24 protein-coding genes and 2 pseudogenes are annotated in these 26,067 nt (G+C 40.7%); 23 read left to right on the top strand and 3 right to left on the bottom strand.

From position 1 onward, the window contains the following. Nucleotides 1-3 precede the first annotated feature (3 nt). The 9 genes and pseudogenes from OCV99_RS13440 to OCV99_RS13400 all read left to right on the top strand — a co-directional run bounded on the left by OCV99_RS13440 (nt 4) and on the right by OCV99_RS13400 (nt 5,231). Nucleotides 4-789 (top strand): ParA family protein, encoded by a 786-nt coding sequence (locus OCV99_RS13440; RefSeq protein ID WP_055160152.1) that lies wholly within the window; start codon nt 4-6, stop codon nt 787-789. Continuing rightward, nucleotides 779-1,690, top strand: a complete 912-nt coding sequence (locus OCV99_RS13435; RefSeq protein WP_055160131.1) for a ParB/RepB/Spo0J family partition protein — start codon at nt 779-781, stop codon at nt 1,688-1,690. The genes OCV99_RS13440 and OCV99_RS13435 overlap by 11 nt, the downstream gene beginning before the upstream one ends. A gap of 78 nt (nt 1,691-1,768) precedes the next feature. After that, the gene (locus tag OCV99_RS13430) at nt 1,769-2,767 is read left to right on the top strand and encodes a DUF6017 domain-containing protein (protein ID WP_055160133.1); all 999 of its coding nucleotides are present in this window, start codon (nt 1,769-1,771) and stop codon (nt 2,765-2,767) included. 9 nt (nt 2,768-2,776) lie between these two features. Further along, nucleotides 2,777-3,073 carry a hypothetical protein gene (locus OCV99_RS13425; protein ID WP_029471075.1) on the top strand — a complete coding sequence of 99 codons (297 nt, stop codon included), beginning with the start codon at nt 2,777-2,779 and terminating at the stop codon, nt 3,071-3,073. Between the two features lie 13 nt (nt 3,074-3,086). Then, complete coding sequence (locus OCV99_RS13420) at nt 3,087-3,485, top strand: hypothetical protein (protein WP_330376624.1); 399 nt, start codon at nt 3,087-3,089, stop codon at nt 3,483-3,485. 62 nt (nt 3,486-3,547) lie between these two features. Next, entirely contained in the window at nt 3,548-3,814 is a 267-nt protein-coding gene (locus OCV99_RS13415; protein WP_330376625.1) for a DUF3781 domain-containing protein, read from the top strand. Between the two features lie 45 nt (nt 3,815-3,859). Then, nucleotides 3,860-3,991: pseudogene (locus OCV99_RS18265) on the top strand (phosphomethylpyrimidine kinase); the annotation flags it as partial. Between the two features lie 11 nt (nt 3,992-4,002). Continuing rightward, the gene (locus OCV99_RS13405; RefSeq protein WP_055160135.1) at nt 4,003-4,317 is read left to right on the top strand and encodes a DUF3784 domain-containing protein; all 315 of its coding nucleotides are present in this window, start codon (nt 4,003-4,005) and stop codon (nt 4,315-4,317) included. A gap of 437 nt (nt 4,318-4,754) precedes the next feature. Beyond that, a complete protein-coding gene (locus OCV99_RS13400; RefSeq protein WP_055160137.1) occupies nt 4,755-5,231 on the top strand; it encodes an MGMT family protein in 477 nt (158 codons plus the stop codon). 155 nt (nt 5,232-5,386) lie between these two features. On the opposite strand, the gene OCV99_RS13395 is transcribed toward OCV99_RS13400, so the two are convergent. The 3 genes from OCV99_RS13395 to OCV99_RS13385 form a co-directional block, all read right to left on the bottom strand. Next, complete coding sequence (locus tag OCV99_RS13395; RefSeq protein WP_055160139.1) at nt 5,387-6,037, bottom strand: CpXC domain-containing protein; 651 nt, start codon at nt 6,035-6,037, stop codon at nt 5,387-5,389. 65 nt (nt 6,038-6,102) lie between these two features. Next, nucleotides 6,103-6,627: an ImmA/IrrE family metallo-endopeptidase gene (locus OCV99_RS13390; protein WP_227234582.1), complete on the bottom strand. Its 525-nt coding sequence runs from the start codon at nt 6,625-6,627 to the stop codon at nt 6,103-6,105. An 83-nt stretch (nt 6,628-6,710) separates the two neighbouring features. Then, nucleotides 6,711-7,169, bottom strand: a complete 459-nt coding sequence (locus OCV99_RS13385) for a helix-turn-helix domain-containing protein (RefSeq protein WP_049940522.1) — start codon at nt 7,167-7,169, stop codon at nt 6,711-6,713. Between the two features lie 263 nt (nt 7,170-7,432). On the opposite strand from OCV99_RS13385, the gene OCV99_RS13380 reads away from it, so the two are divergent. The 14 genes and pseudogenes from OCV99_RS13380 to ltrA all read left to right on the top strand — a co-directional run bounded on the left by OCV99_RS13380 (nt 7,433) and on the right by ltrA (nt 25,907). Beyond that, a complete protein-coding gene (locus tag OCV99_RS13380; RefSeq protein ID WP_044932403.1) occupies nt 7,433-8,707 on the top strand; it encodes a Y-family DNA polymerase in 1,275 nt (424 codons plus the stop codon). Nucleotides 8,708-8,721: 14 nt separating this feature from the next. Next, entirely contained in the window at nt 8,722-9,138 is a 417-nt protein-coding gene (locus tag OCV99_RS13375) for a hypothetical protein (protein WP_227234580.1), read from the top strand. A 234-nt stretch (nt 9,139-9,372) separates the two neighbouring features. Then, nucleotides 9,373-9,600 carry a hypothetical protein gene (locus tag OCV99_RS13370; protein ID WP_005334838.1) on the top strand — a complete coding sequence of 76 codons (228 nt, stop codon included), beginning with the start codon at nt 9,373-9,375 and terminating at the stop codon, nt 9,598-9,600. Nucleotides 9,601-10,219: 619 nt separating this feature from the next. Next, nucleotides 10,220-10,879 (top strand): sigma-70 family RNA polymerase sigma factor, encoded by a 660-nt coding sequence (locus OCV99_RS13365; protein WP_055284536.1) that lies wholly within the window; start codon nt 10,220-10,222, stop codon nt 10,877-10,879. Nucleotides 10,880-11,351: 472 nt separating this feature from the next. Further along, entirely contained in the window at nt 11,352-16,613 is a 5,262-nt protein-coding gene (locus OCV99_RS13360) for a SpaA isopeptide-forming pilin-related protein (RefSeq protein WP_158371233.1), read from the top strand. A gap of 68 nt (nt 16,614-16,681) precedes the next feature. Beyond that, entirely contained in the window at nt 16,682-16,828 is a 147-nt protein-coding gene (locus OCV99_RS13355) for a hypothetical protein (RefSeq protein WP_162290843.1), read from the top strand. Next, the gene (locus tag OCV99_RS13350; protein WP_055297478.1) at nt 16,815-17,093 is read left to right on the top strand and encodes a hypothetical protein; all 279 of its coding nucleotides are present in this window, start codon (nt 16,815-16,817) and stop codon (nt 17,091-17,093) included. The genes OCV99_RS13355 and OCV99_RS13350 overlap by 14 nt, the downstream gene beginning before the upstream one ends. Then, nucleotides 17,094-17,657 (top strand): PcfB family protein, encoded by a 564-nt coding sequence (locus OCV99_RS13345; RefSeq protein ID WP_055163285.1) that lies wholly within the window; start codon nt 17,094-17,096, stop codon nt 17,655-17,657. After that, nucleotides 17,654-19,477, top strand: coding sequence for a VirD4-like conjugal transfer protein, CD1115 family (locus OCV99_RS13340; protein ID WP_158371231.1), 1,824 nt, complete (start codon nt 17,654-17,656; stop codon nt 19,475-19,477). The genes OCV99_RS13345 and OCV99_RS13340 overlap by 4 nt, the downstream gene beginning before the upstream one ends. A gap of 127 nt (nt 19,478-19,604) precedes the next feature. Next, nucleotides 19,605-19,820, top strand: coding sequence for a Maff2 family mobile element protein (locus tag OCV99_RS13335; protein ID WP_005334815.1), 216 nt, complete (start codon nt 19,605-19,607; stop codon nt 19,818-19,820). Between the two features lie 19 nt (nt 19,821-19,839). Then, nucleotides 19,840-20,712, top strand: coding sequence for a VirB6/TrbL-like conjugal transfer protein, CD1112 family (locus OCV99_RS13330; protein ID WP_158371229.1), 873 nt, complete (start codon nt 19,840-19,842; stop codon nt 20,710-20,712). Between the two features lie 22 nt (nt 20,713-20,734). After that, the gene (locus OCV99_RS13325) at nt 20,735-21,124 is read left to right on the top strand and encodes a PrgI family protein (RefSeq protein WP_005334813.1); all 390 of its coding nucleotides are present in this window, start codon (nt 20,735-20,737) and stop codon (nt 21,122-21,124) included. After that, a pseudogene (locus OCV99_RS13320) lies at nt 21,105-23,276 on the top strand (VirB4-like conjugal transfer ATPase, CD1110 family); the annotation flags it as partial. The gene OCV99_RS13325 and the pseudogene OCV99_RS13320, both read left to right, overlap by 20 nt. 753 nt (nt 23,277-24,029) lie before the next feature. Further along, the gene (gene ltrA, locus OCV99_RS13315; RefSeq protein ID WP_416810594.1) at nt 24,030-25,907 is read left to right on the top strand and encodes a group II intron reverse transcriptase/maturase; all 1,878 of its coding nucleotides are present in this window, start codon (nt 24,030-24,032) and stop codon (nt 25,905-25,907) included. The last annotated feature ends 160 nt before the right edge of the window (nt 25,908-26,067 follow it).

Genomic DNA, 26,067 nt, shown 5'->3' with positions numbered 1-26,067 from the left:
ATCATGTGTAAAGTTATATCCGTAGTAAACCAGAAAGGTGGCGTCGGAAAGACCACCACAACCGTAAATGTAGGCATTGGACTGGCAAGAGAAGGTAAGAAAGTGTTGCTGATCGACGCGGATCCACAGGGAAGTTTAACCGCAAGTCTTGGATATGAGGAACCGGATGATCTTCGCATCACATTGGCAACGATCATGATGGATGTCATCAACGAAGAAGAAATCTCTCTGGAAGATGGGATTTTACATCACCAGGAAAATGTAGATCTTCTCCCGGCAAATATTGAGCTTTCCGCACTGGAAGTAACGATGGGAAATGTTATGAGCAGAGAAATGATCATGAAAGAATATATCGATGCGATACGATGCCGATACGATTATATCCTGATCGACTGTATGCCGAGCCTTGGTATGATGACAATCAATGCACTGGTCTCTTCCGATTCTGTGTTGATACCTGTGCAAGCCGCATATCTGCCGGTGAAAGGACTTCAGCAGCTGATCAAGACCATTCTTACAGTAAAGAAAAGACTGAACCGGAAACTGGCGATTGAGGGCATTCTCCTGACTATGGTAGATTTCAGAACCAATTACGCAAGAGACATTGCATCGAGAGTACATACAACCTACGGAAGCCAGATTGAAGTATTTGAAAATGTGATCCCGATGTCTGTAAAAGCAGCTGAGACCAGTGCAGAGGGAAAAAGTATTTACATGCACTGTCCGAAAGGAAAAGTTGCCGAGGCATATATGAAATTGACACAGGAGGTTTTGAGTAATGAAAAATAGAAGTGGCGAAAAGATTAAACTGGCAAGTATTGATGAACTGCTTGGTGTGGTAAATGAAGAGTCAGCAATGGAGATAGAAATTAGTAAGATCCATCCGTTTAAGAATCATCCGTTCAAGGTGCTGGATGATGAAAAGATGCAGGATCTGGTTGAAAGTGTAAAGATCAATGGAGTACTGACTCCGGTACTGCTTCGCATGGATGAAAATGAAGAATATGAAATGGTATCCGGTCACAGAAGAATGCATGCAGCACAGCTTGCAGGACTTACGACTATTCCGGCAATCGTAAGAGAATTATCGGATGATGATGCCATTGTGGCGATGGTGGACGCTAACATTCAGCGAGAGGAACTGTTGCCGAGTGAGAAAGCTTTTGCTTATAAGATGAAATTAGCAGCTATGAAAAGACAAGCAGGAAGACCAAAAAGTAATTCTGGCCAAAATGACCAGAATTTAATAGGAACTGTATCTAGGGATGTATTAGCAGAGCAAGTTGGAGAAAGTTCTAAACAGATTCAGCGTTACATTCGCCTGACAGAATTGATTCCTGAACTTCTTGATCTGGTAGATAACAAAAAGCTTCAATTCACGGTTGCTGTAGATATCTCTTACATCGATAAGGAAGTACAGGGATGGATTTACGAATATATCTGCGACACAGGATTTATCAAACCAAAACAGATTGCAGCACTCAGAAATCAGCTGAATGATGGACCAATCAATCAGATCCAGATGTTATCAATTTTCAATAACTGTGTGATGGCAAAGAAAGTATCCCGGTCTCTTACTTTCTCAGAAAAGAAACTGACAAAGTACTTTCCGGATGATTATACAGCCAAAGATATGGAGCTGGTGATTGAATCATTATTAGAAAAATGGATGCAGGAACAGTCCTGTTAAGGATAGAAAATGCTAAGAAAATAAAGTCAAAGAAGTTTAAAAAGAGGACTTCTTAGCAAAAAATGAAAGGAGGAAACTATGGAGAAAAAAATGACATTTAATTATTTTTACGGTACCGAAGCTGATCAGTTCAGCTTCTACCGCATACCAAAAGCATTATTTACAGACAGTTATTTTAAAGATTTATCGAGCGATGCTAAAATTTTATATGGACTGATGTTGGATCGAATGTCTCTTTCCATCAAGAATCAGTGGTTTGATGACAAAAACAGAGCATATATCTATTTTTCCATCGAAGATATCATGGAATTACTGAACTGTGGCAGAAATAAAGCCATCAAATCCATGAGAGAACTGGATGATGAAACCGGAATTGGTTTGATTGAAAAACGCAGACAGGGATTTGGAAAGGTGAACGTCATCTACGTGAAAACCTTTATGCTTGAGAAAACAGATGAGAAAAAATTTGGAGAGGAATTAGAGAAGTTTAAAAAACAAACTTCTGTGGAAAATGAGGAATCTACAGAAGTTTACAATTCAAACTTCATGAAGTCCCAAAATCAAACTTCTAGAAGTCCCGAAAACAAACTTCAAGAAGTTTACATTTCAAACCCTAATAATACTAATCTTAGTGATACTGAAATGAATGATAATAAATCTAATCCTATCATATCTGTGGATGAGAAAAGATTTGATAGCGATAATCGCTCTGAGGATTATCAGGCTTATGAAAACCTTGTCAAAGAGACCATTGATTATGAATCACTGGAAGTAACCCATCATGACGATATGCGACAGGTAGATGAAATCGTGAACCTGATTGTAGAGACTGTGATGTGTAAAAATGACAAGATCTTGATTGCCAGCAACTGGTATCCGGCATCACTGGTGAAGAAAAAATTTCTGATGCTGACCTATTCACATATCGAGTATGTCTTACACTGTATGAGTGGTAACACCACAAAGGTGAAGAACATCAAGAAATATTTGTTAGCAGCCCTGTTTAATGCACCGTCAACGATGAACGGATATTATCAGGCAGAGGTGAACCATGATATGCCAGGACTGGTAAGATAGGAGGTACACATGTTTATTTTAAAACTTGCTGGAAAGATATTATTACTGCCGGTATGGCTGATCCTTTTTGTGATCGGCCTGGCAGTGAAGATGACAGTACAGACTTATGCGGTTGTAAGGGGAATCCTTGGTTTTATATTCACTTTGTTGATTATAGCGACTGCATACTGTTACCATGACTGGGTTCAGGTTGCATTCCTGTTTGTGCTGAGCACTATTCTGTATCTGATTCTGTTTGCAGGAGTGGTTGTAGATACTGTACTGGACATGACAAGAGAATGTATTATTGACTTTATTTTATCTTGAGGAGGATATGAAAATGAGTGAAAAGAATGATTTTATACAATTACCACCAATCAAAAAAGACACACCGTCCGAAGTGGTCTCAATGATCTGGCAATATTTGAAATTACCTGAGGAATCCAGAAAGAGAGTGACGGCAGATCTAATTGATGTGGATGAAAATTGTGAGAAGGAAGATTTTCAGATTCCAGATCTCTATGACATCGTTCCAAAAGAAGAAATCGCGGAATTTGAAGAAACTATGCGTAAAATTATAGCAGGAATTATTTCTCAGGCCAGCAGTGTTGCCACCTGGGTGTATGTACAGAAATATGTGAAGCACAAAACTCTGGATGAAATGCTGCAAGAATGGAAAGGGGCAAGCCAGTTTATTATTGTCATGGATACCTGGTTCGAAAGATTGATGGCAGAATAATAGATGCTGTGATAGAATGAAGAAAACGATTTGAAGTGCAAATCGATATTTTATGAAGAAAAATGGATAATTATAAAATGAATGCAGATGATGAATTACTAAAGAATTTGGATAAATTGCACACAACAGAATTAGGCGTAGAACGCATTAAAAGAAATCTGTTTTTAGATACAGATGATGTAGTCGTCTGGTGTAAAGCTAAAATCGATTCTGTAAAGGCTGTAATCACAAGAAGTGGGAAGAACTGGTATGTGAATATAGATAACTGTATCATAACTGTAAATGCTTATAGTTATACGATTATTACGGCACATAGGGAAAAGAAATGAAATATACAATTCGTGAATTAGAAGCATTTTCAGTTATAGGACAAGAAAGATGATAATTGGAGAGTTCAGGAAGTATTAGCAAAGGCATTTGATGAATTTTGCAAAAATACAGGATATGAAAAAGCACTTCCGACCATTGATGAATGGTTAGAAAATGATAATCCAAATACGAGGAGAGAATATTAAAAATGGGGAAATTAATCTTTTTTTTAATTACAGTTTTGTTTATTAGTATAGCCACAAAATTATATAAAGGTCAATGGAGTTGGTTTATACCCGAATATAATATGCTTCCTGAGGACAAAAAAAAAGAATATAACAAAAATAAACTTTGTAGGGCATATTCATATTGTATGATTATATGTGCCTTAGCAACTTTTTTACTGCTTCTAAATGAATTTTTTCCATCGAATATACTTTTTGCAATTTCTTGTGGTTTGTTTGTAATATCTATGTTTTTTTTGATTTTTTGGATGCTTATAAACAATGGTGGGAAAAAGTAGGAATAATGCTTAAATCAGCTTTAATGAAAATATTGAGTATTGTATCAAATATTTTAACAAGATAGGTTATATTAATAGATACGGGATAGTTAATTCCAATTATTACTAGTGTTGAAAAAATGTACTTGAAGGGGTTCTTTTATGATGAAATTAAAATGATTCTAGAAGAACCTTTTATTGAATAAGAAATCCAAGGAAATCACTTGCTATCCACAGCATCACAAACTAAAGAGAAATGGCTTTCCGTATGTAAGTAGGTAATCATTCGTATCTGTTTTTCACTACATTTTTCTGATACAATCACTTCAGAACAAGAAAGGAACTGTAAGCCGGTGTGTTTAACGGAGAGGCGAATATGAATTTTTGAGAGAAATTTTAAAACCGTCTCATTGCATGAGTATATTTATTGAGATATGATTGGCTTGGAGGTGATACTTATGGCAAATGAAGATAAAAAAGATTTTAATGCTATGCTTATGGATAGCAAGGATATGCCTAAAGTCCAAATAATAACAGATGAAAAAAGCATTGAAAAATATGGTGGAGATAAAATGTACTTTGCCCCACCTATTGACTATGACAAAGTAATGCGACTTGTGCCTTGTGGTAAATTGCTTACTGTAGGTACAATAAGAGATTACTTTGCTAAACAAAGCGGTGCTGATTTTACAGAGCCAATCACAGCCGGAATTTTTGTTTCAATAGTTGCATGGGCGAGTTATCAGCGTGCAGAGGATAAAACCCCTTATTGGAGAACATTAAAAGCAAATGGAGAATTAAATGCAAAGTATCCCGGAGGAATTGAGGCACAAAAGGAAATGCTTGAAAATGAGGGACATACTGTAGTACAAAAAGGAAGAACTAATATTAAGTATTATGTTAAGGACTACGAAAAAGCATTATTTACATTGTAATAGATAATGTCAAACTTCAGTTTGCAGAGCTGACAGTTTATGATTATATCAAAGTAAGATAATTACAATCAATAACGCCGGTGCGGGATTTTGATATCCAGTACCGGCGTTATTGATTCCACAGGGGCTTGGGGGTGTAGCCACCAAATATATTATTAATTTTTTTCTTCAGAAAGTTTGTTAAGGATCCACTCCCGATTGATAACAATGTCCTCATCATCTCGAAGATCCTTGAAATCATCGCAGTGTGAAGAAGCAAATTCATACATATTGTCAATGTCAACTGCACCAGTGATCTCACCCTTATTAATGATTACAAGAATATTAGTTCCATCGTCATCGACAGCAAAGCGCAGTTCATCAAATTCTTTATCAGGATCATTTTTGAGAATAGAATCTGTCGCAAGCAATTTAACAAGTTCCATTATCCTGTCATCCTTACCAGCATCAAAGATCTGGATCTTTTCAACGAGCTGATTTGCTGATGTCACAATCCGGTTTAAGTACTTTTCGGTATGAAAATCAGCCAAAGCATTTTTTTCATAAAATATTTCATATGTTTTCTCTACTTCTGATTCAGGAACCAGATAAATCATGACAAGATCTTCCATCTGGTGATAGAGTATAGGGTAGTTTAAACGGAAGGTCTCTCCACAGTTCGGGCAGGTATAAAGGAAAATAGACTGATTAAGTACCTTCTCCTTCATTTCAGGATCCAGGACAGTATTAATGCTGTCCCAGACTTCAAAATCTCCATCATGATGACAGGAAGGGCAGATTATCTTTTCCATATGATGTTTTGACATAAATAATCCCCCTTTCAGTGAGATAAATCTATATTTTTCTATTGTAGAATAAGCGTATCCTTATATTATTTCGCCAGAAAATTACTCTGTATCTCCATCGGCATATGATAAGCCTGGCCTCGTTTTGTCAGGCTGTATAGTTTAAAGCTCATGAGTTCCGGAGTTGCATTCAAAGAGCTGCAGAGTCCGAAATAATCCAAGTCTTCGTTCTGAACCATATCTTCGATCTCCTCATCATCAATCAGTAGATCGGCAGCAAACAGATTGGCCTGATATTCTGTATTATCCGTCATATTGTAGAGTGTATCATCTTGCATTGGAGCCATTTTCAGCTGGGAACGATGCAGGATGATATGTCCTAATTCATGAGCGGCAACAATCATCTTTTCTTCTTCTGAAAGGAAACTACTGATCATGACATAGATTGTCTTACAGCTCATGAAGCAATAGCCTTTCAGTGTTTTATATCTTGAAGTTTCCCCAACAACAATGTTCATCTGATTCATGATCTCAAAGGGATCCCTGGTGCCATATTTCTTGATTAATTTCTTTGTTTCTGTATATATGTAAGTGTTTCTCAAATAAATCACCTCAAAAGTAAAAAATAAAAAGGGCAGAAATATCCTTGTAACTATAAGGTAACAGATTAGGTGTACAATAATTCCGCCTTCTATTATTTTTCCTCTTGGTTTTTCAGATATTTTTTCGGTGTAAATTTCTTTGCACGTCTTTTGGAATCCAGATAAAGGCTCTGAATCTCATCCATAAAAGCTATTTTATCTTCGTCTGTCAGTGATCCACCGGCAAACATAGCTGCAGCCTGTTCCAGAATCTGCTGAGCCTGTCTGGCACCACGGTTACCAAACTGTTCGGATGCTTCTGTGATAAAAGCTTCATCTTCACTCATGAGATAAGAAACATCACACTGTAATGCATCTGCCAGTTTCTGATACAGAACATTTTGTTTTGGAAAACGTCCTTCTACTTCCCAGGATCGAATGGTCCTATATGAAACACCAACCATACTGGCCAGTTCCTGCTGACTCATCTTTTTTTCTTTTCTTAATGATCTTACTTTTTCACCGAATGTCATAAACATACCTCTTTCTAAACCTTGTCTTATAAGTTTCATTAGCCGCTTCAAGGCAAAACGGGAAATGTGTCTCCCAAAAAATAAAAATTAATCTTGACAAAGGGAAATATCTCTCCTATAATGTGAATCACAGATAAGGGAAACATCTTTCCTATAAGATACACAATATTTCCTCCTTTGTCAATGAATATGTGAAATGAATTTCCTGTATTTTAAAGAAAACAGGAAGGATGCACAGTCATTGACAGTCAAAATGGGATACATGTTACAAAAAGAGGAAAGACGTATGGGAGGTGACAAAAGTGAGTCAGGATCAGACTTCTATTATCTGTATTGATCTGAAGTCTTTTTATGCTTCTGTAGAATGCGTAGAACGTGGACTGGATCCGTTTAAAGCAAACCTGGTGGTTGCAGATCCGACCAGATCAAAGTCAACAATCTGCCTGGCAATCACTCCGGCTATGAAGTCTCTTGGCATCAAGAACCGGTGCCGGATCCATGAGATACCGGATTGTGTAAAGTACATCACAGCCATGCCAAGGATGCAGCTGTATATGGATTATTCTGCAAAGATCTATGGAATCTATCTGCGGTACGTCTCAAAAGAAGATATCCATGTGTACAGTGTCGATGAGTGTTTTATTGATGTGACAAACTATCTGCAGCTTTATCATCTCACTGCAAAAGAAATGGCGGTAAAGCTTATGCAGGAGGTTATGGAGGAAACAGGTATCACTGCAACCGCTGGTGTGGGAACCAATCTGTATCTTGCTAAGATCGCAATGGATATCGTAGCAAAGCATGTGGATGACCATATTGGAATCCTGGATGAATTCTCTTACAGAGAGCAGCTATGGGATCATAAACCATTAAGTGACTTCTGGAGGATTGGATCCCGGACTGAAAAAAAACTGGCCGGTTACGGGATTCATACGATGGGCGATATCGCAATGGCTTCTTTAAGATCCGAAGACTGGCTGTATAAGATGTTTGGGATTGATGCAGAGCTGTTGATTGATCATGCATGGGGCTATGAAACATGCCGGATGAGTGACATCAAGAACTATCATTCGGAGGAACACAGCCTTTCAAATGGTCAGGTGCTGATGCGAAATTATTCTTTTGAAGAAGCACTTGTAATCGTAAGGGAAATGACAGACAACCTGGCCCTGGATCTGTTTGAAAAAGGACTGGTGACAAGCTCTCTCACCTTATGGATCGCATATGACCACAGGTATGAGCATGAGGCATCCAAAGGAACCGTAAAACTCGAAAGAGGAAGTAACAGTTCAAAAAAAATCATGGATGCAGTGGAAGATTTATATCTCAGGATTGCGGACAGATATACCGGAATTCGAAGAATCGAGGTGTGTGCGAACAGGGTTGCTCCTGAAAATTATGTGCAGTACAGCCTGTTTGATGATCCAAAACAGACCGATAAAGAACGGCATTTACAGGAAGCAGTATTGAATGTAAAGCAGCGTTATGGAAAGAATGCGATCATGCGTGGATCTAACCTGCTAGAGTGTTCTACTTATCGAGAACGCAATGAACAAATAGGTGGTCACCGTGCTTAGAGGAGGTGTAAAAAGTGCTGGCAAGTGAATATCAACCGTATTTATATTTATCAAGACCGGTTTCCAGGAGACATCCCATGGATGTAGGACGCAGGGCAAAACAGTTTGCTCCATTTGCGGCACTTCGTGGACTGGATGAAACGATCCGGCAACAGGAAATCATTTACGAATCGAAAAGAGATTTATCCGAAGAAAAGAAAAATGAGCTGGATATGAAATTAAGGATCCTGGCATATGGGATGAAGATACAGGCAACTTATTTTCAAAAATCCTGGAAGGATCCGTCAGTTGGCCAGTACCATACATTATCCGGAACCGTAGAATTTTTTGATCCATCAGTCCACTTACGGATCGATGATACTGAGATTCAGATCCAGGACATCTGTGATCTGACTGGTGATGTATTTGAAACTATTGAAATATCATGTTAATTAATCACAGCGGAATTTTTTATACCGGAAAGAGTGTGTGGTAGCTGGTGGAAGGATAAAAAAGGATGCACAGATCGACAAAGCAGATCTGATCAGAATAAAAATCGTGCTGTTCGTGCAGCTTTGGCACTTACGGAATGGATGGCATGATGCTCATAAGGCGGATTTGATTTCCCTTTGGTCCGTTGAGTAATAAATGGAGAAATATCTTATTGCTTAAAGGAGGAAGCCTATATGGGATCAGGTGCTATTAAATGGCATGTACACTGCTCTGTATGCGGAGCATTTATTGAAAAGAGCGCACAAAGCGATTCAGAAGTGGAGTGCAAAAAATGTCGCAGTACATTGGAAATATTTGTAAAGGATGATATGGTGTCGGTTCGTCCGATCCACATCCGAGATGAACAATTAAAGTCCAGGATGCGGACGTATTCCCGAAAGATGATGAATCAGGGATCATAACAGAATAGAATGAGCTGTCTGTAGTAAGCGTTGGATTTGGCAGGAACCATCAAGAACGCACCAGACAGCAAGAGTTTGTCAAGGAGCTGAACCTGACTGGAATCACTAAGAGCCCGGCAAAACATTTACGGATACACTGCAAGATCAGAAGTATTTTCTGGTTTTGGAGATTGTTGAAGTATTTGTTTTGTCGGGCTTTTTTGACGTATTTCGACAAATTTTAAATTTTTTTGTCGTACCCCACTGTAAAACAGGCTCTCAGCGTTTCGTTATATAGAGGTTGAATTCTTTTTTGCAAAAATAATTGTAAATAGAGATTTTGATAACATGACGCAAAGGAGGAAGCAAAGATGACTGAAATCGAATACCAGGAATTTGTAAGGCATTGTCCTTACGATGCTATGGGCGATTATTCCATGTTTCGCAAAGAGCAAACAGAGAATAAATCAGAAGATGCACATAGCAACTGAATAAGCCAGGCAATCTGGCAAACTTAATCTAAACGCAGATACATGCGTTACAAAGGAGTCGCGGACTCCCGTTCAAAAAAAACGGGTGAGTTCGTGACCTCTTGTGCTGCAGTTCTTTATGTCTGTGCAGGAATTTTATAAAAGATGGAATGGACCACCCGGAGCCGAAAGGCAGAAAGGTGGTCTTTATGTTGACATTAAAAGAACTGAAAAAAATCGTGAAAGTTGCTGATGTGGAGAAGAGAATCCCAAGCGTGAAATCCTTGAAGGAACACAAAGTTGTAGTAAAGGAAATGATCAATGCAGATACAACAATCTCTGTTTATGATCACGGATATATACTTTATACAGCAGGAAATCAATCAACCGTATTTCCACTTCATAGTTGTGATGACTATGAATATGTGAGTGTAACTGGCGATAACAAGGAATTAAATAAAGAGTTCTTTGATAATGAAAACTGGTATATCCGTCTGCTGATGGAGGCTGAAGACCGTATGGCATACAGCCAGAGCAAAATCAGCACCAATCATGGTGTGTTTTCTAACAGCGATGTTACAGATGATGCGGAGATTATGAGAGGATCTTCAAAAGATTTTGTTGACGATGTTATCGACAGAGAAATTCTGAACGCTTTGATCAAAGAGTTAACAGAGAGACAAAAGACGGTACTCAATCTGGTTTATTTTGAGGAAATGCGTCAGCAGGATGTTGCGGATTATCTGGGAATCAAACAGCAGAGTGTAAATGACCTCCTGAACAGGGCATTAAAAACGATGAAAAAAAAGGCGGAAAACGAAGAATTTTAAAAAATTTTAAAAAAATTGAATTAGACCACTGTAAAACAGGCTCTGAGCGTTTCGTTATATGAAGGGTTTGCATAGAACACCTTCATGTACCTTGAAAAATGAATAGCCTGCCTGGAGTGATATTTGGTTTGAACATGCATAGAGCGAAAAGCTGCGTGTCTGCCAGAAGAAAACGTATCAGAGATGGAAACTGATATAGGAACGGATCCGGGAAAGAAAACAGGAAAACGCTTAAATTTTAAATCAAAATAAAATGTCTGAATCTGAAAAGAGGATGACAGTAGAAATCATGTGGCGGTATTTGTGATAAACAGGTACCGCCATATATTTGTGCTGTTATCTCAGCTTGTGCTGACTGTCCCAAATAGCGCAAATTTCAGGAAAGGAGGCGACCATCTTCGTATAAAAGATAATACGCAGACACGAACAGATAACCATACACAAAAAAATCAGAAAGGAAGGATTTAAGAGAATGAACGTGAAAAAGAAAGCACGTAGGGTGATGTCCGGTTTACTGACTGCAGTAACGGTTCTATCGACGGTACTCTCTCCCGTTGTTGCCTATGCTTCTGAGGATGCCGGATCTATAAAAAAGATTCCGTATTATGAGGAAATCAAGGATCAGCTGGATGAAGATGAAGTGGTAACTGCAAAGGATTATGAGATTAAGGTTGGAGACAATTTCGATGTAAAGAGTGATTATACCGGTCTTACGATTCAGGATGACAGCAAAGTAAAAGTTACATTTCAGGAAGCAAAAGATACGGATGGAAATGACTTTTCTACCGATTATGCCAATTCCTATAAGGCAGTCTATTATGTAGAACCACAGACAACGGATCACCCAACCTACCAGATCAATCGAAAGATTGTGGTAAAAGAAGCGGATCAGCAGAAAGATTCGCAGTCAGAAAGTTCTTCTGATCAGGATGCTGGTTCTTCCGATAAGACAGAAACAGAGGATTCTGAGGCAGACTCGTCTACAGAGGAAACTGGTGCTGCTGAAACGGAGAGCAAAACAGAACTGACAGAAAAAGAATTTGATGCAGAGATCGAAGCAACGGAGAATCAGGAGACCGTTGATCCGGAAACAGGGATCACACTCTCAGAGGTTATGCAGGAAGCTGTTGACCAGGAAGTTGCTCTTGCAGATCTTGAAGCAGGCGAAAGTATTACTTTTGATATGCCAATGATGCTTGCTTCCGGTGAAACAGGAACAAAATCAGTCACAGTCACAGCCGGTTCCTGGTACTATTACGCAGATTATGGATTAGGTTCTTATCTGACTTGTCCATATTATGTGAAATGGGGAAGCATCAATGCGACAGCATACTGTGTTGAACCATCGAAAAAAGGACCGGGAAATGGAACTTATACAATCCAGAAACTTGCCGATGGAAAGACACTTGCAAAGGTCTGCTATTACGGAACAAAAGCAAGTGATGAGAATGGTTTCTTCGATGAGAAACATCCGGATTTTCCGGCAGGAAAGAGATTCATCATTACCCATCTTGCAGCAGCTTATGCAAATGGATCCAGTGACTGGGCATCCGGAACTAATGCAACAGGAAAGAACCTGGCAATGGAGCTTTACAATTATTGTGTAAATATGCCGGACATTCCGTCTGTAGATATGAGCTTTTCCGAATCTAATGTAAAGGCTTATGTGGAAGGAAACAGCCAGCGAACAAGCGTGATCACATTCAAAGCAGATAAACTGCAGACAATCACATTTAAGTTGCCAAGCGGTGTAAAGCTTGTAAATGTGACAACCGGTAAAACCAGTGCTGCAGGAGCAAGTGTAGAAATCAGTGGAGGTACACAGTTTTATCTGACAGCACCACTTGATCAGGCAGAGAGCGTCAGTGCTACATTTTCTTCTCGGATGAAGGGAAGCATTGATAAAGAATACTCTGCTTACAAGATTGTAACAGGATCTGGAACACAGGACCTGGCTCTTGTTTTCGGTGAAGGTGTCGGAAATGAGAAATATGTGGATTTTAAAGTAACCTGGACAAAAGAATGCAAGGTATCCATTGTAAAGAAAGACCAGGATACAGGCAACGCACTGGCTGGTGCAGTGTACGGGATCTATTCCGATGCTGCATGTACAAAGCTGATTGCAGAGATGCCTGCAACTGATCAGAATGGTGCTTCACAGCTCACAATGGAAAAGACACAGGAAGTTGTTTATCTGAAAGAAATCTCTGTTCCAACAGGGTATCAGATTGATACAAAGTCTTATAATGTGACTCTTGCTATCGGAAAGACAACGACTAAAAATGTAACGGACAAACGAGTAAATGCAAAGCTCAACATTGCAAAACAGGATGCTGAGACAGGCAATGAAGCCCAGGGTGATGCAACACTGGAAGGTGCGGTATATGGTCTTTATGCAAGGGAAGACATTGTTCATCCGGATGGAAGAACCGGAACAATCTATAAGAAAGACACCCTGATCACATCCCTGACAACGGATAAGAATGGCGAAGCTTCTGTATCGGATCTCTATCTTGGAAAGTATTATCTGAAAGAGCTTAGTGCTCCGGTGGGATACGTACTGGATCCGACAGAACATGATGTGGACTGTACTTACGAAGGTGCTACTGTTCCGACAGTAGAAAGAACTTCTGTATGTAAAGAAACTGTCGTCAAACAGCCATTCCAGATCATTAAGGCAGCAAACAATGGAAAAACCGATGCAGATCTTCTTAAGGGAGTTGGTTTTTCAGCATGGCTTGTCAGTAATCTGAAAGTAAAGGCAGATGGAAGTTATGATTTTGATTCAGCCAGACCGGTTGTACTGACTGCAGATGGACAGACAGAAATGTTTACCGATGAAAAAGGATATGCAAGATCGATTCCGCTTCCATATGGAACTTATGTGGTAAGAGAAACCACAAGCAAACACAACTATGCACCGGTTGATGATTTTGTAGTGAAGATCACAGAGAATTATCCAGATACACCGCAGACATGGCGAGTGCTTCTGGATAAAGAATTCAAAGCAAAATTAAAGATTATCAAAAAGGATGCAGAAACACAGAAATCTGTACTCCTGGCAAATACTGAGTTCAAGGTATACGACCTGGATAACCAGAAATATGTGGAACAGACAACATCCTATCCGAAGCCAACATTACACAAATCTTATTTCACAAACGAGGAAGGATACCTGGTACTGCCAAAGAATCTGAAACCTGGTAACTACCGGATTGAGGAAGTGACGGCACCCAATGGGTACACAATATCCAAAAACTATGTGACAGTTGCAGTTGATACAGATACTGCTTATCTGACCGATCCTGTCACAGGAGATGCAGTCATTGATGTGGAATATACCAATGCCCCGGTCAAAGGTCAGTTAAAGATCTATAAACAGGGTGAAGTGTTAAAGGGATTTGATAAGGACTTCCAGTATGAAATGGCTGGACTTGCAGGTGCTGAATTTGAAGTCTATGCGGCAGAGGATATTTATACTGCCGATCATCAGGTAGATGCAGATGGACAGAGAACTCTGTATTTTGCAAAGGATGCACTGGTAGCAACCGTCACAACGGATGCAGATGGTTATGCAACCGTAAAGAATCTTCCACTTGGCAGGTACTATGTTAAAGAGAAGAATGCACCGGACACTTATGTGTTAAATACCGTGCTGGAAAATGTCGAATTTGCTTATGCGGATCAGGATACTGCAGTGATCGAGAAAGAAATCTCTGTCACAGATGAACGACAGAAAGTGTCGATTACTGTCGAAAAACAGGATGCTGAGATAGGCAATACAGTAGCCGGAGCAGTGTTCGGTATTTACAATGCAAAAGACATTCAGACGAAAGATGGAAAAGTAATCGTCAAAGCAGATACTCTTTTACAGGAAATGACTTCTGATGAAAAAGGTCAGGCAGCATGTACACTGGATCTTCCACTTGGAAGCTATTATGTAAAAGAACTGAAAGCACCAGATGGATTCGTATCTTCGGATGAAGTACTGAGATTTGATGCTTCTTATCAGGGGCAGGATGTGCAGACAGTAACATTAAAATCCGTAAAGAAGAACCAGCCGACAACTGTTGAGATCACAAAATCAGATGCAACAACCGGTGTAGAACTGGATGGAGCTTATCTGAAAGTAACGGATAAAGATGGAAATGTAGTAGATAGCTGGACATCTTCCAAAGATGCACCGCATGTGATCAAATATCTGAAGGTGGGTGAGACTTATACCCTACATGAAGAGTTTGCACCGCATGGTTATCTGGTAGCCAATGATGTGACATTCACAGTCAAAGATACCGGAGAGGTTCAGAAAGTGGAAATGAAGGACGAGGTACCGGTTGGTGAACTCATCATCAACAAAAAGGGAGAATTTCTGGATTCTGTTACACTGGCCGATAAGGTCAAAGGTGTGGTGGAACACATTTTCAACTATGTAACCGGAAAACTGACAGATGTTACGTTTGAAGTCTATGCTGAGGAAGACATTAAGGCTGCCGATGGCGTCAGTGACGATTACTATAAAAAGGATGAACTGATTGCAACGATCAAGACAGATGAAACCGGTATTGCAAAACTGGAAAATCTTCCACTTGGTAAATACTATGTGAAAGAAACAGGAACTGCTTACGGTCATGTACTGGATGGTGAGATCCGTCATGTAGATCTGACTTACGTGGATCAGAATACACCAGTTGTAGTCTATGACAAAGACTGGCAGAACAACCGCCAGAGAGTAGAAGTCAGTGTACTTAAGAAAGAAAAAGATTCTGACCGTACATTGGAAGGCGCTATCTTTGGATTATTTGCCAAAGAAGACATTAAGTCTGAGACAACTGGTAAAGTCCTGATCGAAGCCAATGAGATCATTGAACTGAAATCTACGGATGAAGAAGGAAAGATCACATTTGTTGCAGATCTTCCAATAGGAGCCACTTACTATGTAAAAGAACTCTATGCACCGGATGGATTCGTAACCAACGATGAAGTAAAGGAATTTACTTTTGAGTATGCAGGTGAGAATCAGCCGACTGTAACCTATGATTTTACCTTTGAGAATCAGCCAACCGTTGTAGAATTTACCAAATCCAGTCTGACAACCGGAAAAGAACTTCCAGGATGTAAGCTGAAAGTGGTAGATGCCGATGGAAATATCGTGGATGAATGGACTTCCGGTAAAGAAGCACATGTGATCCGTGAGCTGACTGTCGGAAAAGAATACGCACTGGTTGAAACAAAACCGGCCGATGGTTATGTGACAGCTGAAAGCGTGAAGTTCACCATCAAAGATACTGCCGATGTGCAGAAAGTTGAGATGAAGGATGATGTGACGAAGGTGAAAATCTCCAAACAGGATATCGCCGGAAAAGAACTTCCGGGAGCAAAACTCACGATCCTTGATCAGGATGGAAAAGTTGTCGAAAGCTGGACCAGTACAGAGAAAGCACATTACATCGAAATGCTTCCAATCGGAAAATACACTCTCCGTGAAGAAACAGCACCGGATGGCTATCTGGTTGCAAAAGATGTGGAATTCGAAGTAAAGGATACTAGTGAAGTACAGCATGTAACCATGGTAGATGAGGAAAAACCGGCAGAAAAGACACCGGAAGGTGGAAAACCTGTCAGTGATTCACCAAAGACTGGGGATAACACCAATCTGTGGCTGTGGTTTATGCTTCTCGGCATTGGTGCGACTGGTACAGGAGCCCTTGCATTTATGAGAAAAAAGAAACACTAATCAAATAAGAATGAGCGTTCATGGAAACCGAAAGGAATCTGTGGACGCTTTTTTAGATGGGAGAAACCATGAGAAATATCATTATTTTTGTTGCTCTTCTGGGAGCAGCGGCAATATTTACAGTTTTGTATTGTCTCATTGCTGCCGGAAGTCAGGCAGAGAAAAAACTGACAGAAATCATGAGAAAAGAGGAAGAACAGAATGAAGACAAATAAAGATCTGATCATAGAACCAAATGCAGCTATAGAAGGAAGAAAGTACAGCGAAGAAAAGCCATGGTCCTGTAAGTACTGTTACTGGTGGGGAGGCAAAAAGAAAGGCTGTAACTTGAAGCAGTGCCATTATCTGCTTCCTGAAAAGAAAAAAGCGGTAAAAACAACACCATGTGGTGGCTGTCCGTATGGAAAACATGTTCCATGCATCGGATATTGTATTGCCCGTCTTCATTCTGAAATGAAAGGAAAGAAAGGACGTGGGTAATTGCAGGAAGAAGTAAATCAGAAAGTGATCAGCCTGAGCATCCAGGGAGTCAAGATCACTGCCAGTGTGCTAAAAGCAGCCCTTCGGAAGTTCCTGGAAATGGACAACCGGAGGAAACAGAAAGCAACGCAGGTGAAAATGGCTGAAAAGACCGGACGGGCCCAGGAGAAAGGAAGGGAAAAAGCCCGAAAAAAGATTGAAAAGAAAAAGCCACATGGAAAGCAGACCATCAAGCAGCTGAATGCACAGGGAGTACAGCTTTCCAACATAAAGATCACAGATGAAAATATCAAATCCTTTGACCGTGTGGCAAGAAAGTACGGGATTGATTACAGCCTGAAAAAAGAAGTCGGTGCGGATCCACCAAAATATCTGGTCTTCTTTAAGGCTAAAGATGTGGATGTGATGACAGCGGCTTTCCGGGAATATGCCGGAGTAGAACTGAAAAAGAAACAGGTGAAGAAACCATCTGTCAGAAAGAAACTGCAGAAATCTGTAGAAAGAAAAGCAAAGCACCGCCAGCGTGTGAAGCAGAGACAAAAATCCAGAGGTCAGGAACGATGATGCGGGAGAAATTACAGAAGGTCCAGATCAAACGGCTGGTGATCTTAAATCTCCCATATTTCTTTATCTTCTATGTAGCAGATAAAGGATCCTGGCTGTACCGGCATTGCCTGGGAGAAAGCATGGTCCAGAGACTTGGCGTGATGTTAGTCAATTTTCGACTGGCATTTTTAAGCTGGCTGCCAAGTATCGCTTTGCAGGACCTTACAGTAGGTGTTCTGGTTGCAAGTGCATTAAAACTGGTTGTCTACTATCGTTCTAAAAACGCAAAGAAGTTCCGGCAGGGTGTGGAGTATGGATCTGCAAGATGGGGAAATAGAAAAGATATCGAACCCTTCATGGATCCGGTTTTTGAAAACAATGTCATCCTCACAGAAACGGAACGTCTGACCATGAACAGCAGACCAAAAGCACCAAAGTATGCCAGAAATAAGAATGTGATTGTCATCGGTGGTTCCGGATCCGGTAAGACAAGATTCTATGTGAAACCCAATCTTATGCAGATGACGGACCACGTATCCTATGTGGTCACTGATCCAAAGGGTACGATCATCGTTGAATGCGGGAAGATGCTGGTAAATGGAGGATACCGGATCAAGGTATTAAATACGATCAACTTTAAAAAGTCCATGCATTACAATCCGTTCCATTATATCCGGAGTGAAAAAGACATCTTAAAGCTGGTCAATACCATTATCGCAAATACCAAGGGTGAGGGCGAAAAATCAACTGAAGATTTCTGGGTCAAGGCCGAGCGTCTTTTGTATTCTGCACTGATCGGATACATCTGGTATGAGGCACCAGAGGAAGAACAGAACTTTTCTACTTTGCTGGAATTTATCAATGCCAGTGAGACCAGGGAGGATGATGAAGAATTTAAAAATGCAGTGGATGAATTGTTTGAAGAACTGGAAGCAGAAAATCCGGAACACTTTGCAGTAAGGCAATATCGCAAGTACAAGCTTGCTGCCGGCAAAACTGCAAAATCGATTTTGATTTCCTGTGGTGCCAGACTCGCACCATTTGATATTCAGGAGCTAAGAGAAATCATGTCCTATGACGAAATGGAACTGGATATGATCGGTGATCAGAGAACAGCTATGTTTGTCATCATCAGTGATACCGATGACACATTCAACTTTGTGGTAGCGATCATGTACACCCAGCTCTTTAACCTGCTTTGTGATAAAGCGGATGATGAGCATGGAGGCAGACTTCCCTATCATGTACGGCTGCTTCTTGATGAGTTCAGCAATATCGGACAGATTCCAAAATTCGACAAATTGATTGCTACGATCCGAAGCAGGGAAATCTCCGCTTCTATCATTCTGCAGTCACAATCTCAGCTGAAAACCATCTATAAGGATGCTGCAGAGACGATCACAGGTAACTGTGACACTGTTCTTTTCCTTGGTGGAAAGGAAAGTTCCACACTGAAAGAAATATCAGAAACCCTGGGAAAGGAAACCATTGATCTTTACAACACATCAGACACCAGAGGCAGCAACCGGTCCTATGGGCTGAACTATCAAAAGACAGGAAAAGAACTGATGAGTAGAGATGAGCTGGCGGTCATGGATGGAGAAAAATGTATCTTACAGCTTCGTGGAGTCCGGCCGTTTTTAAGCAACAAATATGACATCACAAAGCACAAACGGTACAAAGAGCTTGCCGATTTCAATAAGAATAATGCGTTTGATGTCGAAAAATATCTGGCACACCGACTGGTGATGTCGAAAGATACAGAATTTGAAATGTATGAAGTAACTGTAACACAAGAAGATGTATCAGCGATTGAAGCTGAGGAAGGTGAGGACTGATATGAAAGAAAGAATTCGAGCACCCTGCTACTACTGATAAGGGTACAAAAAGGTCTGAATAAAAGGGAAAGGAGTAGAGCCAAACGCTTACAGACCATAAGAAAAGCGTTTGTTCATACATTTGATTATGGCTTTTTTTAGCAGTGCAATCAATATCCTTCAGACACTGGTCGTTGCAATCGGTGCCGGCCTTGGTGTCTGGGGCGTAATCAACCTGATGGAAGGTTATGGAAACGACAACCCGGGTGCAAAATCCCAGGGAATTAAGCAGCTGATGAGCGGTGGTGGTGTTATCCTGATCGGAACACAGCTGATCCCGCTTCTGAGTGGATTATTTGGTTAAGAGAAAGGAGTAGAGATCCATGTTCAGTCAGATTTTTGATGCGATTGAGGAATGGATGAGGGAACTCTTAACCGGGATGATCACTTCCAACCTGGACACGATGTTTACTGATGTCAATCAAAAGACTGGTGAGATCGCTACCCAGGTTGGACAGACCCCGCAAGGGTGGAACGGCAGCATATTCAGTATGATCCGGAACTTATCGGATTCCGTGATCATGCCGATCGCAGGTATTATTATCACACTCGTACTCTGCTACGAATTGATTTCTATGCTGACCGAGCGCAACAACATGCATGATATTGATACCTGGATGTTTTTCAAGTACTTCGTAAAAATGTGGATTGCTGTTTATCTGGTGAGTAACACCTTTACGATCACAATGGCGGTATTCGACGTGGGCCAGCACGTAGTTAATTCTGCGGCCGGTGTTATCACAGGAAGTACCGCCATTGATATTTCTTCGGCATTGACGGATCTTTCCACAACCCTGGAAAGTATGGAAATCGGAGAACTTGTTGTATTGGCGCTGGAAACCCTTATCGCCGGCTTCTGTATGAGAATCCTGTCTGTACTGATCACAGTGATCATGTATGGACGTATGATAGAGATTTACCTATATACCTCAGTTGCGCCGATTCCATTTGCAACTATGAGTAACAGAGAATGGGGACAGATCGGCACGAATTATTTCAGAGGACTCTTTGCCCTGGCTTTCCAGGCATTTCTGATGATGGTATGCGTTGCAATCTATGCAGTGCTTGTTGCAGGTATCCAGTATTCAGATAATCTGAGTTCTTCATTATTTGGCGTTATGGCTTACACAGTGATCTTATGTTACAGCCTCTTTAAGACGGCCTCTTTAAGTAAGTCGATATTCAACGCGCACTAAATTACAGGAAGGAGTGAAAATCATGGCATATGTCAGCGTACCGAAAGATTTAACGAAGGTAAAAAATAAAGTAGCATTTAACCTGACCAAAAGACAGCTGATCTGTATCGGTATAGGTGCTGCAATGGGAATTCCAAGCTATTTCCTCTTGCGAAATGTGATGGGAAACAGTAATGCAGCAACGGTCATGGTGCTTTTGATGTTACCGGCATTTTTATTTGCCATGTACGAAAAAGACGGGATGCATCTTGAAGATGTTCTGATGCACATGATCCGGGTGAAGTTTCTTCGTCCACCCGTCAGAAAATATGAGACTGAAAACTATTATGAAACAGATCCGGAACAGATCAGACAGTCACCGGATGCAGGAAAACCGAAAGGAGGAAAAACGGTTGCGAAAAAAGAAAAATAAGAAAACTGTCGCAGATACCGGGTACAAAAAAGTAGACAGAAAAGAGAAAAAGAAAAAGGAAAAGCAGGAAGAAAAACGCAGGAAGAAAAAACTGTCTGTTCAGCAGTCGATCGCTTATAAGGAAATGGGAAGAGATGGAATCTGCAGGGTACAGGGAAAAACTTATTCTAAGTGCATCCGCTTCTATGACATCAACTACCAGCTGGCTCAGAACGAAGATAAAAATGCGATCTTTGAAAACTGGTGTGATTTTCTCAATTACTTTGATGCCAGTATTCATTTTCAGCTGAGCTTTATCAATCATAAAAGTAGCATGAAAGAATTTGAACAGGTCATCCGGATTTGTCCTCAGGATGATGCCTTTGACGATGTTCGTATGGAATATGCCAAGATGCTGAAACAGCAGCTGGCGAAAGGAAATAATGGACTGGTGAAATCAAAATATATCACCTTTTCCATCGAAGCAGATAATATCCGGGAAGCAAAGCCAAAGCTGGAACGTATTGAGTCAGATATTCTGAATAATTTCAAGATCCTTGGAGTTCCGGCCTATCCATTGAATGGAGTGGAAAGACTGCAGATTTTATATGAGACTTTCAATCCAGACAATATGACAGACTTTCAGTTTGATTATGGTTCCATGATCCGTACTGGACTCAATACCAAAGATTATGTGGCACCGACCAGTTTTGTATTCAAGGACAGAAATACATTCCGCATGGGAAATACCATCGGAGCAGTCTCTTATTTGCAGATCCTGGCACCGGAGCTTACAGATAAAATGCTTGCAGAATTTCTGGATATTGATAAGAACCTCATCGTCAATCTGCATGTCCAGTCTGTGGATCAGATGAAGGCAATCAAGCTGGTAAAAAGCAAGGTTACAGATATCAACAGAATGAAAATTGAAGAGCAGAAAAAGGCGGTAAGATCTGGATACGATATGGATATCATCCCATCGGATCTGAATACTTATGGCGGAGAAGCCAAACGTCTTTTGGAAGATCTGCAGTCACGAAATGAGCGTATGTTCCTTGTAACAGCGCTCTTTTTAAATACTGCAAAGACAAAACAGGCACTGGATAATGCCATCTTCCAGACGGCCGGTATTGCACAGAAATATAACTGTGTGCTGAAACGTCTGGATTATCAGCAGGAAGAAGGATTGATGAGCAGTGTTCCGTTGGGAGTAAATCATATCCCAATCAGGCGGGCTCTTACGACTACCAGTACAGCAATCTTTGTTCCGTTTACGACACAGGAACTTTTTATGGCAGGAGAATCCTTATATTACGGATTGAATGCACTCAGTAACAACATGATCATGGTGGATCGTAAAAAGCTGAAAAACCCGAATGGACTGATCCTTGGTACGCCTGGATCCGGTAAATCCTTTGCAGCAAAAAGAGAAATCACCAACGCTTTCTTTGTTACGAAGGATGACATTATCATCGGAGATCCGGAGGGTGAGTATTACCCACTGGTCCATGCACTTGGCGGACAGGTCGTACACATTTCACCAACCAGTAAGGATTATATCAATCCGATGGATATCAATATGGATTATTCCGATGATGACAATCCACTTGGTGTAAAATCCGATTTTGTCCTGTCCTTATGTGAGCTGATCATGGGAAGCAGGGATGGTATTGAAGCAGAGGAAAAATCAGTGATCGACCGTTGTCTTCCACTGGTGTATCAGAAGTACTTTGCAGATCCAAAACCGGAAAATATGCCGGTCCTTGGTGACCTGTATGATTGCCTCAGAAAGCAGAAAGAACCCCAGGCCCAGAGAATTGCAACAGCACTGGAAATCTATGTAAATGGATCACTGAAAGTATTCAACCATAGAACCAATGTGGAACTGAATAACCGTATTGTCTGCTTTGATATTAAGGAACTTGGAAAGCAGCTGAAGAAAATCGGAATGCTCATCGTCCAGGATCAGGTATGGAACAGAGTTACAATCAACCGTGGCATCAAATCTACCAGGTACTATATCGATGAATTCCACCTTCTGCTCAAAGAAGAACAGACAGCAGCTTATTCCGTAGAAATCTGGAAGAGATTCAGAAAATGGGGAGGCGTACCGACTGGAATCACACAGAATATCAAAGATCTTCTTGCCAGCAGGGAAATTGAAAATATCTTTGGTGCGACACGTTGACGCACAAACATCGCTCTATGAGGGTAAAACTTCATGGACTTATGGCCATGCGATGCTAAAATCGTCGGACTTACCTTCTTACGAGGTAAGTAACAACTGATAATTCGAAAGGTAGAATGATGGGGTAACGCCTTGAAATGCCTTCTCTGATACTTCGACCGGCTCCGACTGTAATGGTTGGGGTCTGGAGCTCGATAAAGTCGGCGGAAGTCTGCCGAAACAGTGTAGAAATACAGCTGTCGAAAGTGCGGTAGAGGTACTGTATGCAGATGACACGTCGGGAGTCTATAAAATATCTATGGTGAGAATGTCCACGACGGACTGACGAAAACCGCGAATGTACGGGTCTAGATGTTTACCATATAGAAATGTATGGACACTTAATTGTGGGTCAGTGCGGTGTAGTAAGAATCGAAAATATGAAACTCCGTATTGTGTTACAGGCACAATCAAGCTGACAGGACTATAGCGGACACCTAAGGATATATGCACAGATAGAATTATCGGAACGTGGAAAGGTACAGAGTTGCTCATAAGCAATCTGCGGACGAATCATATAAGCCGCCTAATCTGTGCTGAAAAGCGAAGCTCGAACCTACGACAGCCCTACGAAAAAGGCGGGCTCGAGGAATGGGCTTTAGTCGGTTAGAAACAATTGTTGTCATTCAATCTTATAAGGATTACGAGTATGACAAAAAGGGACACTTTCCCAAGAAAGGAGAGTGATGCCTTATGACCATGAAAAAGAAAAAGCAACTGCTCTGTGAGGATAATCTGCGTCACAATGAGTATTACGGAATGCAGAATACGATTGATAATCTATACCAGGCAAGTTTGAACGGAGAAGTTTTTACAGATTTAATGTCTGTCATTCTTCAACGGGAAAACATTCTTCTAGCGTACAGAAATATCAAGAAAAATACGGGAAGTAAAACAAGTGGCACAGACAATCTCACAATCGAGGACATTGGAAGATGTTCCCCCGATGAGGTTGTTGAAAAAGTTAGATTTATTATTAATGGAAGTGAACATGGGTATCGCCCAAAACCTGTAAGGCGTAAGGAGATACCAAAACCATACGACCCAAGTAAAATGAGACCCTTAGGGATTCCGTGTATATGGGATAGACTTGTTCAACAATGTATCAAACAGGTATTGGAACCTGTTTGTGAGGCTAAGTTCAGCAAAAACAGCTATGGATTCAGACCGAACCATTCGGTTGAGAACGCTATAGCAAGAAGTTATCAGCTACTTCAACATGCCAATCTTCACTATGTCATTGAATTCGATATAAAAGGGTTCTTTGATAACGTGAATCATGCCAAGCTGATACGACAGATATGGGCTATGGGTATTCATGACAAGCAACTGATATTTGTCATAAGACGAATTCTCAAAGCACCAATCAAACTGGAAGGTGGGACTTTTATCACACCCGACAAAGGAACCCCACAGGGAGGTATTATATCGCCACTTCTGGCTAATATCGTGCTTAACGAATTAGACCACTGGGTAGAAAGTCAATGGCAATGGTGTCCGATTTGCAAACGGAATGCTAGACCTGAAAACGGCTTTCGACAGGCTAAGAAATCTAACCTGAAGGAAATGTTCATTGTTCGCTATGCAGATGATTTTCGAATCTTTTGTAGGACAAAGGACTCCGCTGAACGCACCAAATGTGCAGTCACTCTGTGGCTGAAAGAAAGGCTCAAACTGGAAATTTCTGAAAAGAAAACGAGGATTGTCAATGTAAGAAATCATTACTCTGATTTTCTCGGATTCAAAATGAAAGTTCACAGAAAAGGCAACAAACTCGTGGTTATATCTCATATCGCAGATAAAAATCTCGAGCACAAAAGGGAGAAGCTTAAAGAACAGGCAAAGAGAATCGTTCACCCTCGCAAAATATATGGCGAACAGGGGGAAATCAGACTCTATAACAGTATGGTTACTGGCATGCAGAATTATTACTGTATCGCCACACATGTTAATCATGATTGTGCTTCCCTAAACCGCACAGTCATGACCTTGCTGACAAACAGGCTTAGCACTCGCACAGGCAACCGTCTTGTGAAAACAGGGCGAGAGCTTACGGAGTTTGAAAAAGCCCGTTTTGGTAAATCCAAAATGATGCGATATGTCGCTGGTACGAATGAGCCCGTGTATCCAATAGGATACACACAGCACAAAAACCCGCTTTTCCGTAAGAAGAGCTGGAATTATTACACTCCCGAAGGACGAGAAGGTATTCACAACTGTCTGAGAATCAACATCCCTATGATGTTGGCTCTCATGCGTCAACCAGCCTATTCCAATAGTGCGGAATACGCAGACAATCGAATATCTCTCTTCTCAGCCCAATGGGGAAAATGTGCTATAACAGGTGTTGAATTCTCCTCTGTTGGGGAAATTCATTGCCATCATAAGTTACCCCGACATTTAGGCGGTACGGATGCCTATGAGAATCTTATTCTCATAAAGAATTCCGTACATAAACTCATTCATGCTTCAAAAGCGGAAACTATTTACAAATATATGGATTTACTACAGCTAGATATCAAACAGCTTATAAAGGTTAACCACCTTCGTGAGTTGGCTTCCATGCAACCTATTTAATCTTATTTCAACTACTACAGTTTTTATTCTATTCAAAGGTTGATTGTTTAGACAATGAAAAATACTAACCGATGGAACGCCGTGTGCGGTGAAAGTCGCATGCACGGTGTGGAGTGGGGGAAAAGCCCGAGATGATATCAGAGGCTTACCTATCACTATA

Source organism: Dorea acetigenes, from assembly GCF_025567385.1.
GTDB lineage: Bacteria > Bacillota > Clostridia > Lachnospirales > Lachnospiraceae > Claveliimonas > Claveliimonas acetigenes.
This window is presented reverse-complemented; position numbering and strand designations above follow the sequence as displayed.

Coding starts and splice junctions, on each gene's coding strand:
- ltrA (WP_416810594.1), top strand. CDS start 24,030: ATGAAAAAGAAAAAGCAACTGCTCTGTGAGGATAATCTGCGTCACAAT.
- OCV99_RS13435 (WP_055160131.1), top strand. CDS start 779: ATGAAAAATAGAAGTGGCGAAAAGATTAAACTGGCAAGTATTGATGAA.
- OCV99_RS13430 (WP_055160133.1), top strand. CDS start 1,769: ATGGAGAAAAAAATGACATTTAATTATTTTTACGGTACCGAAGCTGAT.
- OCV99_RS13370 (WP_005334838.1), top strand. CDS start 9,373: ATGGGATCAGGTGCTATTAAATGGCATGTACACTGCTCTGTATGCGGA.
- OCV99_RS13425 (WP_029471075.1), top strand. CDS start 2,777: ATGTTTATTTTAAAACTTGCTGGAAAGATATTATTACTGCCGGTATGG.
- OCV99_RS13415 (WP_330376625.1), top strand. CDS start 3,548: ATGGATAATTATAAAATGAATGCAGATGATGAATTACTAAAGAATTTG.
- OCV99_RS13420 (WP_330376624.1), top strand. CDS start 3,087: ATGAGTGAAAAGAATGATTTTATACAATTACCACCAATCAAAAAAGAC.
- OCV99_RS13340 (WP_158371231.1), top strand. CDS start 17,654: ATGATGCGGGAGAAATTACAGAAGGTCCAGATCAAACGGCTGGTGATC.
- OCV99_RS13400 (WP_055160137.1), top strand. CDS start 4,755: ATGGCAAATGAAGATAAAAAAGATTTTAATGCTATGCTTATGGATAGC.
- OCV99_RS13325 (WP_005334813.1), top strand. CDS start 20,735: ATGGCATATGTCAGCGTACCGAAAGATTTAACGAAGGTAAAAAATAAA.
- OCV99_RS13360 (WP_158371233.1), top strand. CDS start 11,352: ATGAACGTGAAAAAGAAAGCACGTAGGGTGATGTCCGGTTTACTGACT.
- OCV99_RS13440 (WP_055160152.1), top strand. CDS start 4: ATGTGTAAAGTTATATCCGTAGTAAACCAGAAAGGTGGCGTCGGAAAG.
- OCV99_RS13350 (WP_055297478.1), top strand. CDS start 16,815: ATGAAGACAAATAAAGATCTGATCATAGAACCAAATGCAGCTATAGAA.
- OCV99_RS13330 (WP_158371229.1), top strand. CDS start 19,840: ATGTTCAGTCAGATTTTTGATGCGATTGAGGAATGGATGAGGGAACTC.
- OCV99_RS13335 (WP_005334815.1), top strand. CDS start 19,605: ATGGCTTTTTTTAGCAGTGCAATCAATATCCTTCAGACACTGGTCGTT.
- OCV99_RS13405 (WP_055160135.1), top strand. CDS start 4,003: ATGGGGAAATTAATCTTTTTTTTAATTACAGTTTTGTTTATTAGTATA.
- OCV99_RS13355 (WP_162290843.1), top strand. CDS start 16,682: ATGAGAAATATCATTATTTTTGTTGCTCTTCTGGGAGCAGCGGCAATA.
- OCV99_RS13395 (WP_055160139.1), bottom strand. CDS start 6,037: ATGTCAAAACATCATATGGAAAAGATAATCTGCCCTTCCTGTCATCAT.
- OCV99_RS13365 (WP_055284536.1), top strand. CDS start 10,220: ATGGACCACCCGGAGCCGAAAGGCAGAAAGGTGGTCTTTATGTTGACA.
- OCV99_RS13385 (WP_049940522.1), bottom strand. CDS start 7,169: ATGAAACTTATAAGACAAGGTTTAGAAAGAGGTATGTTTATGACATTC.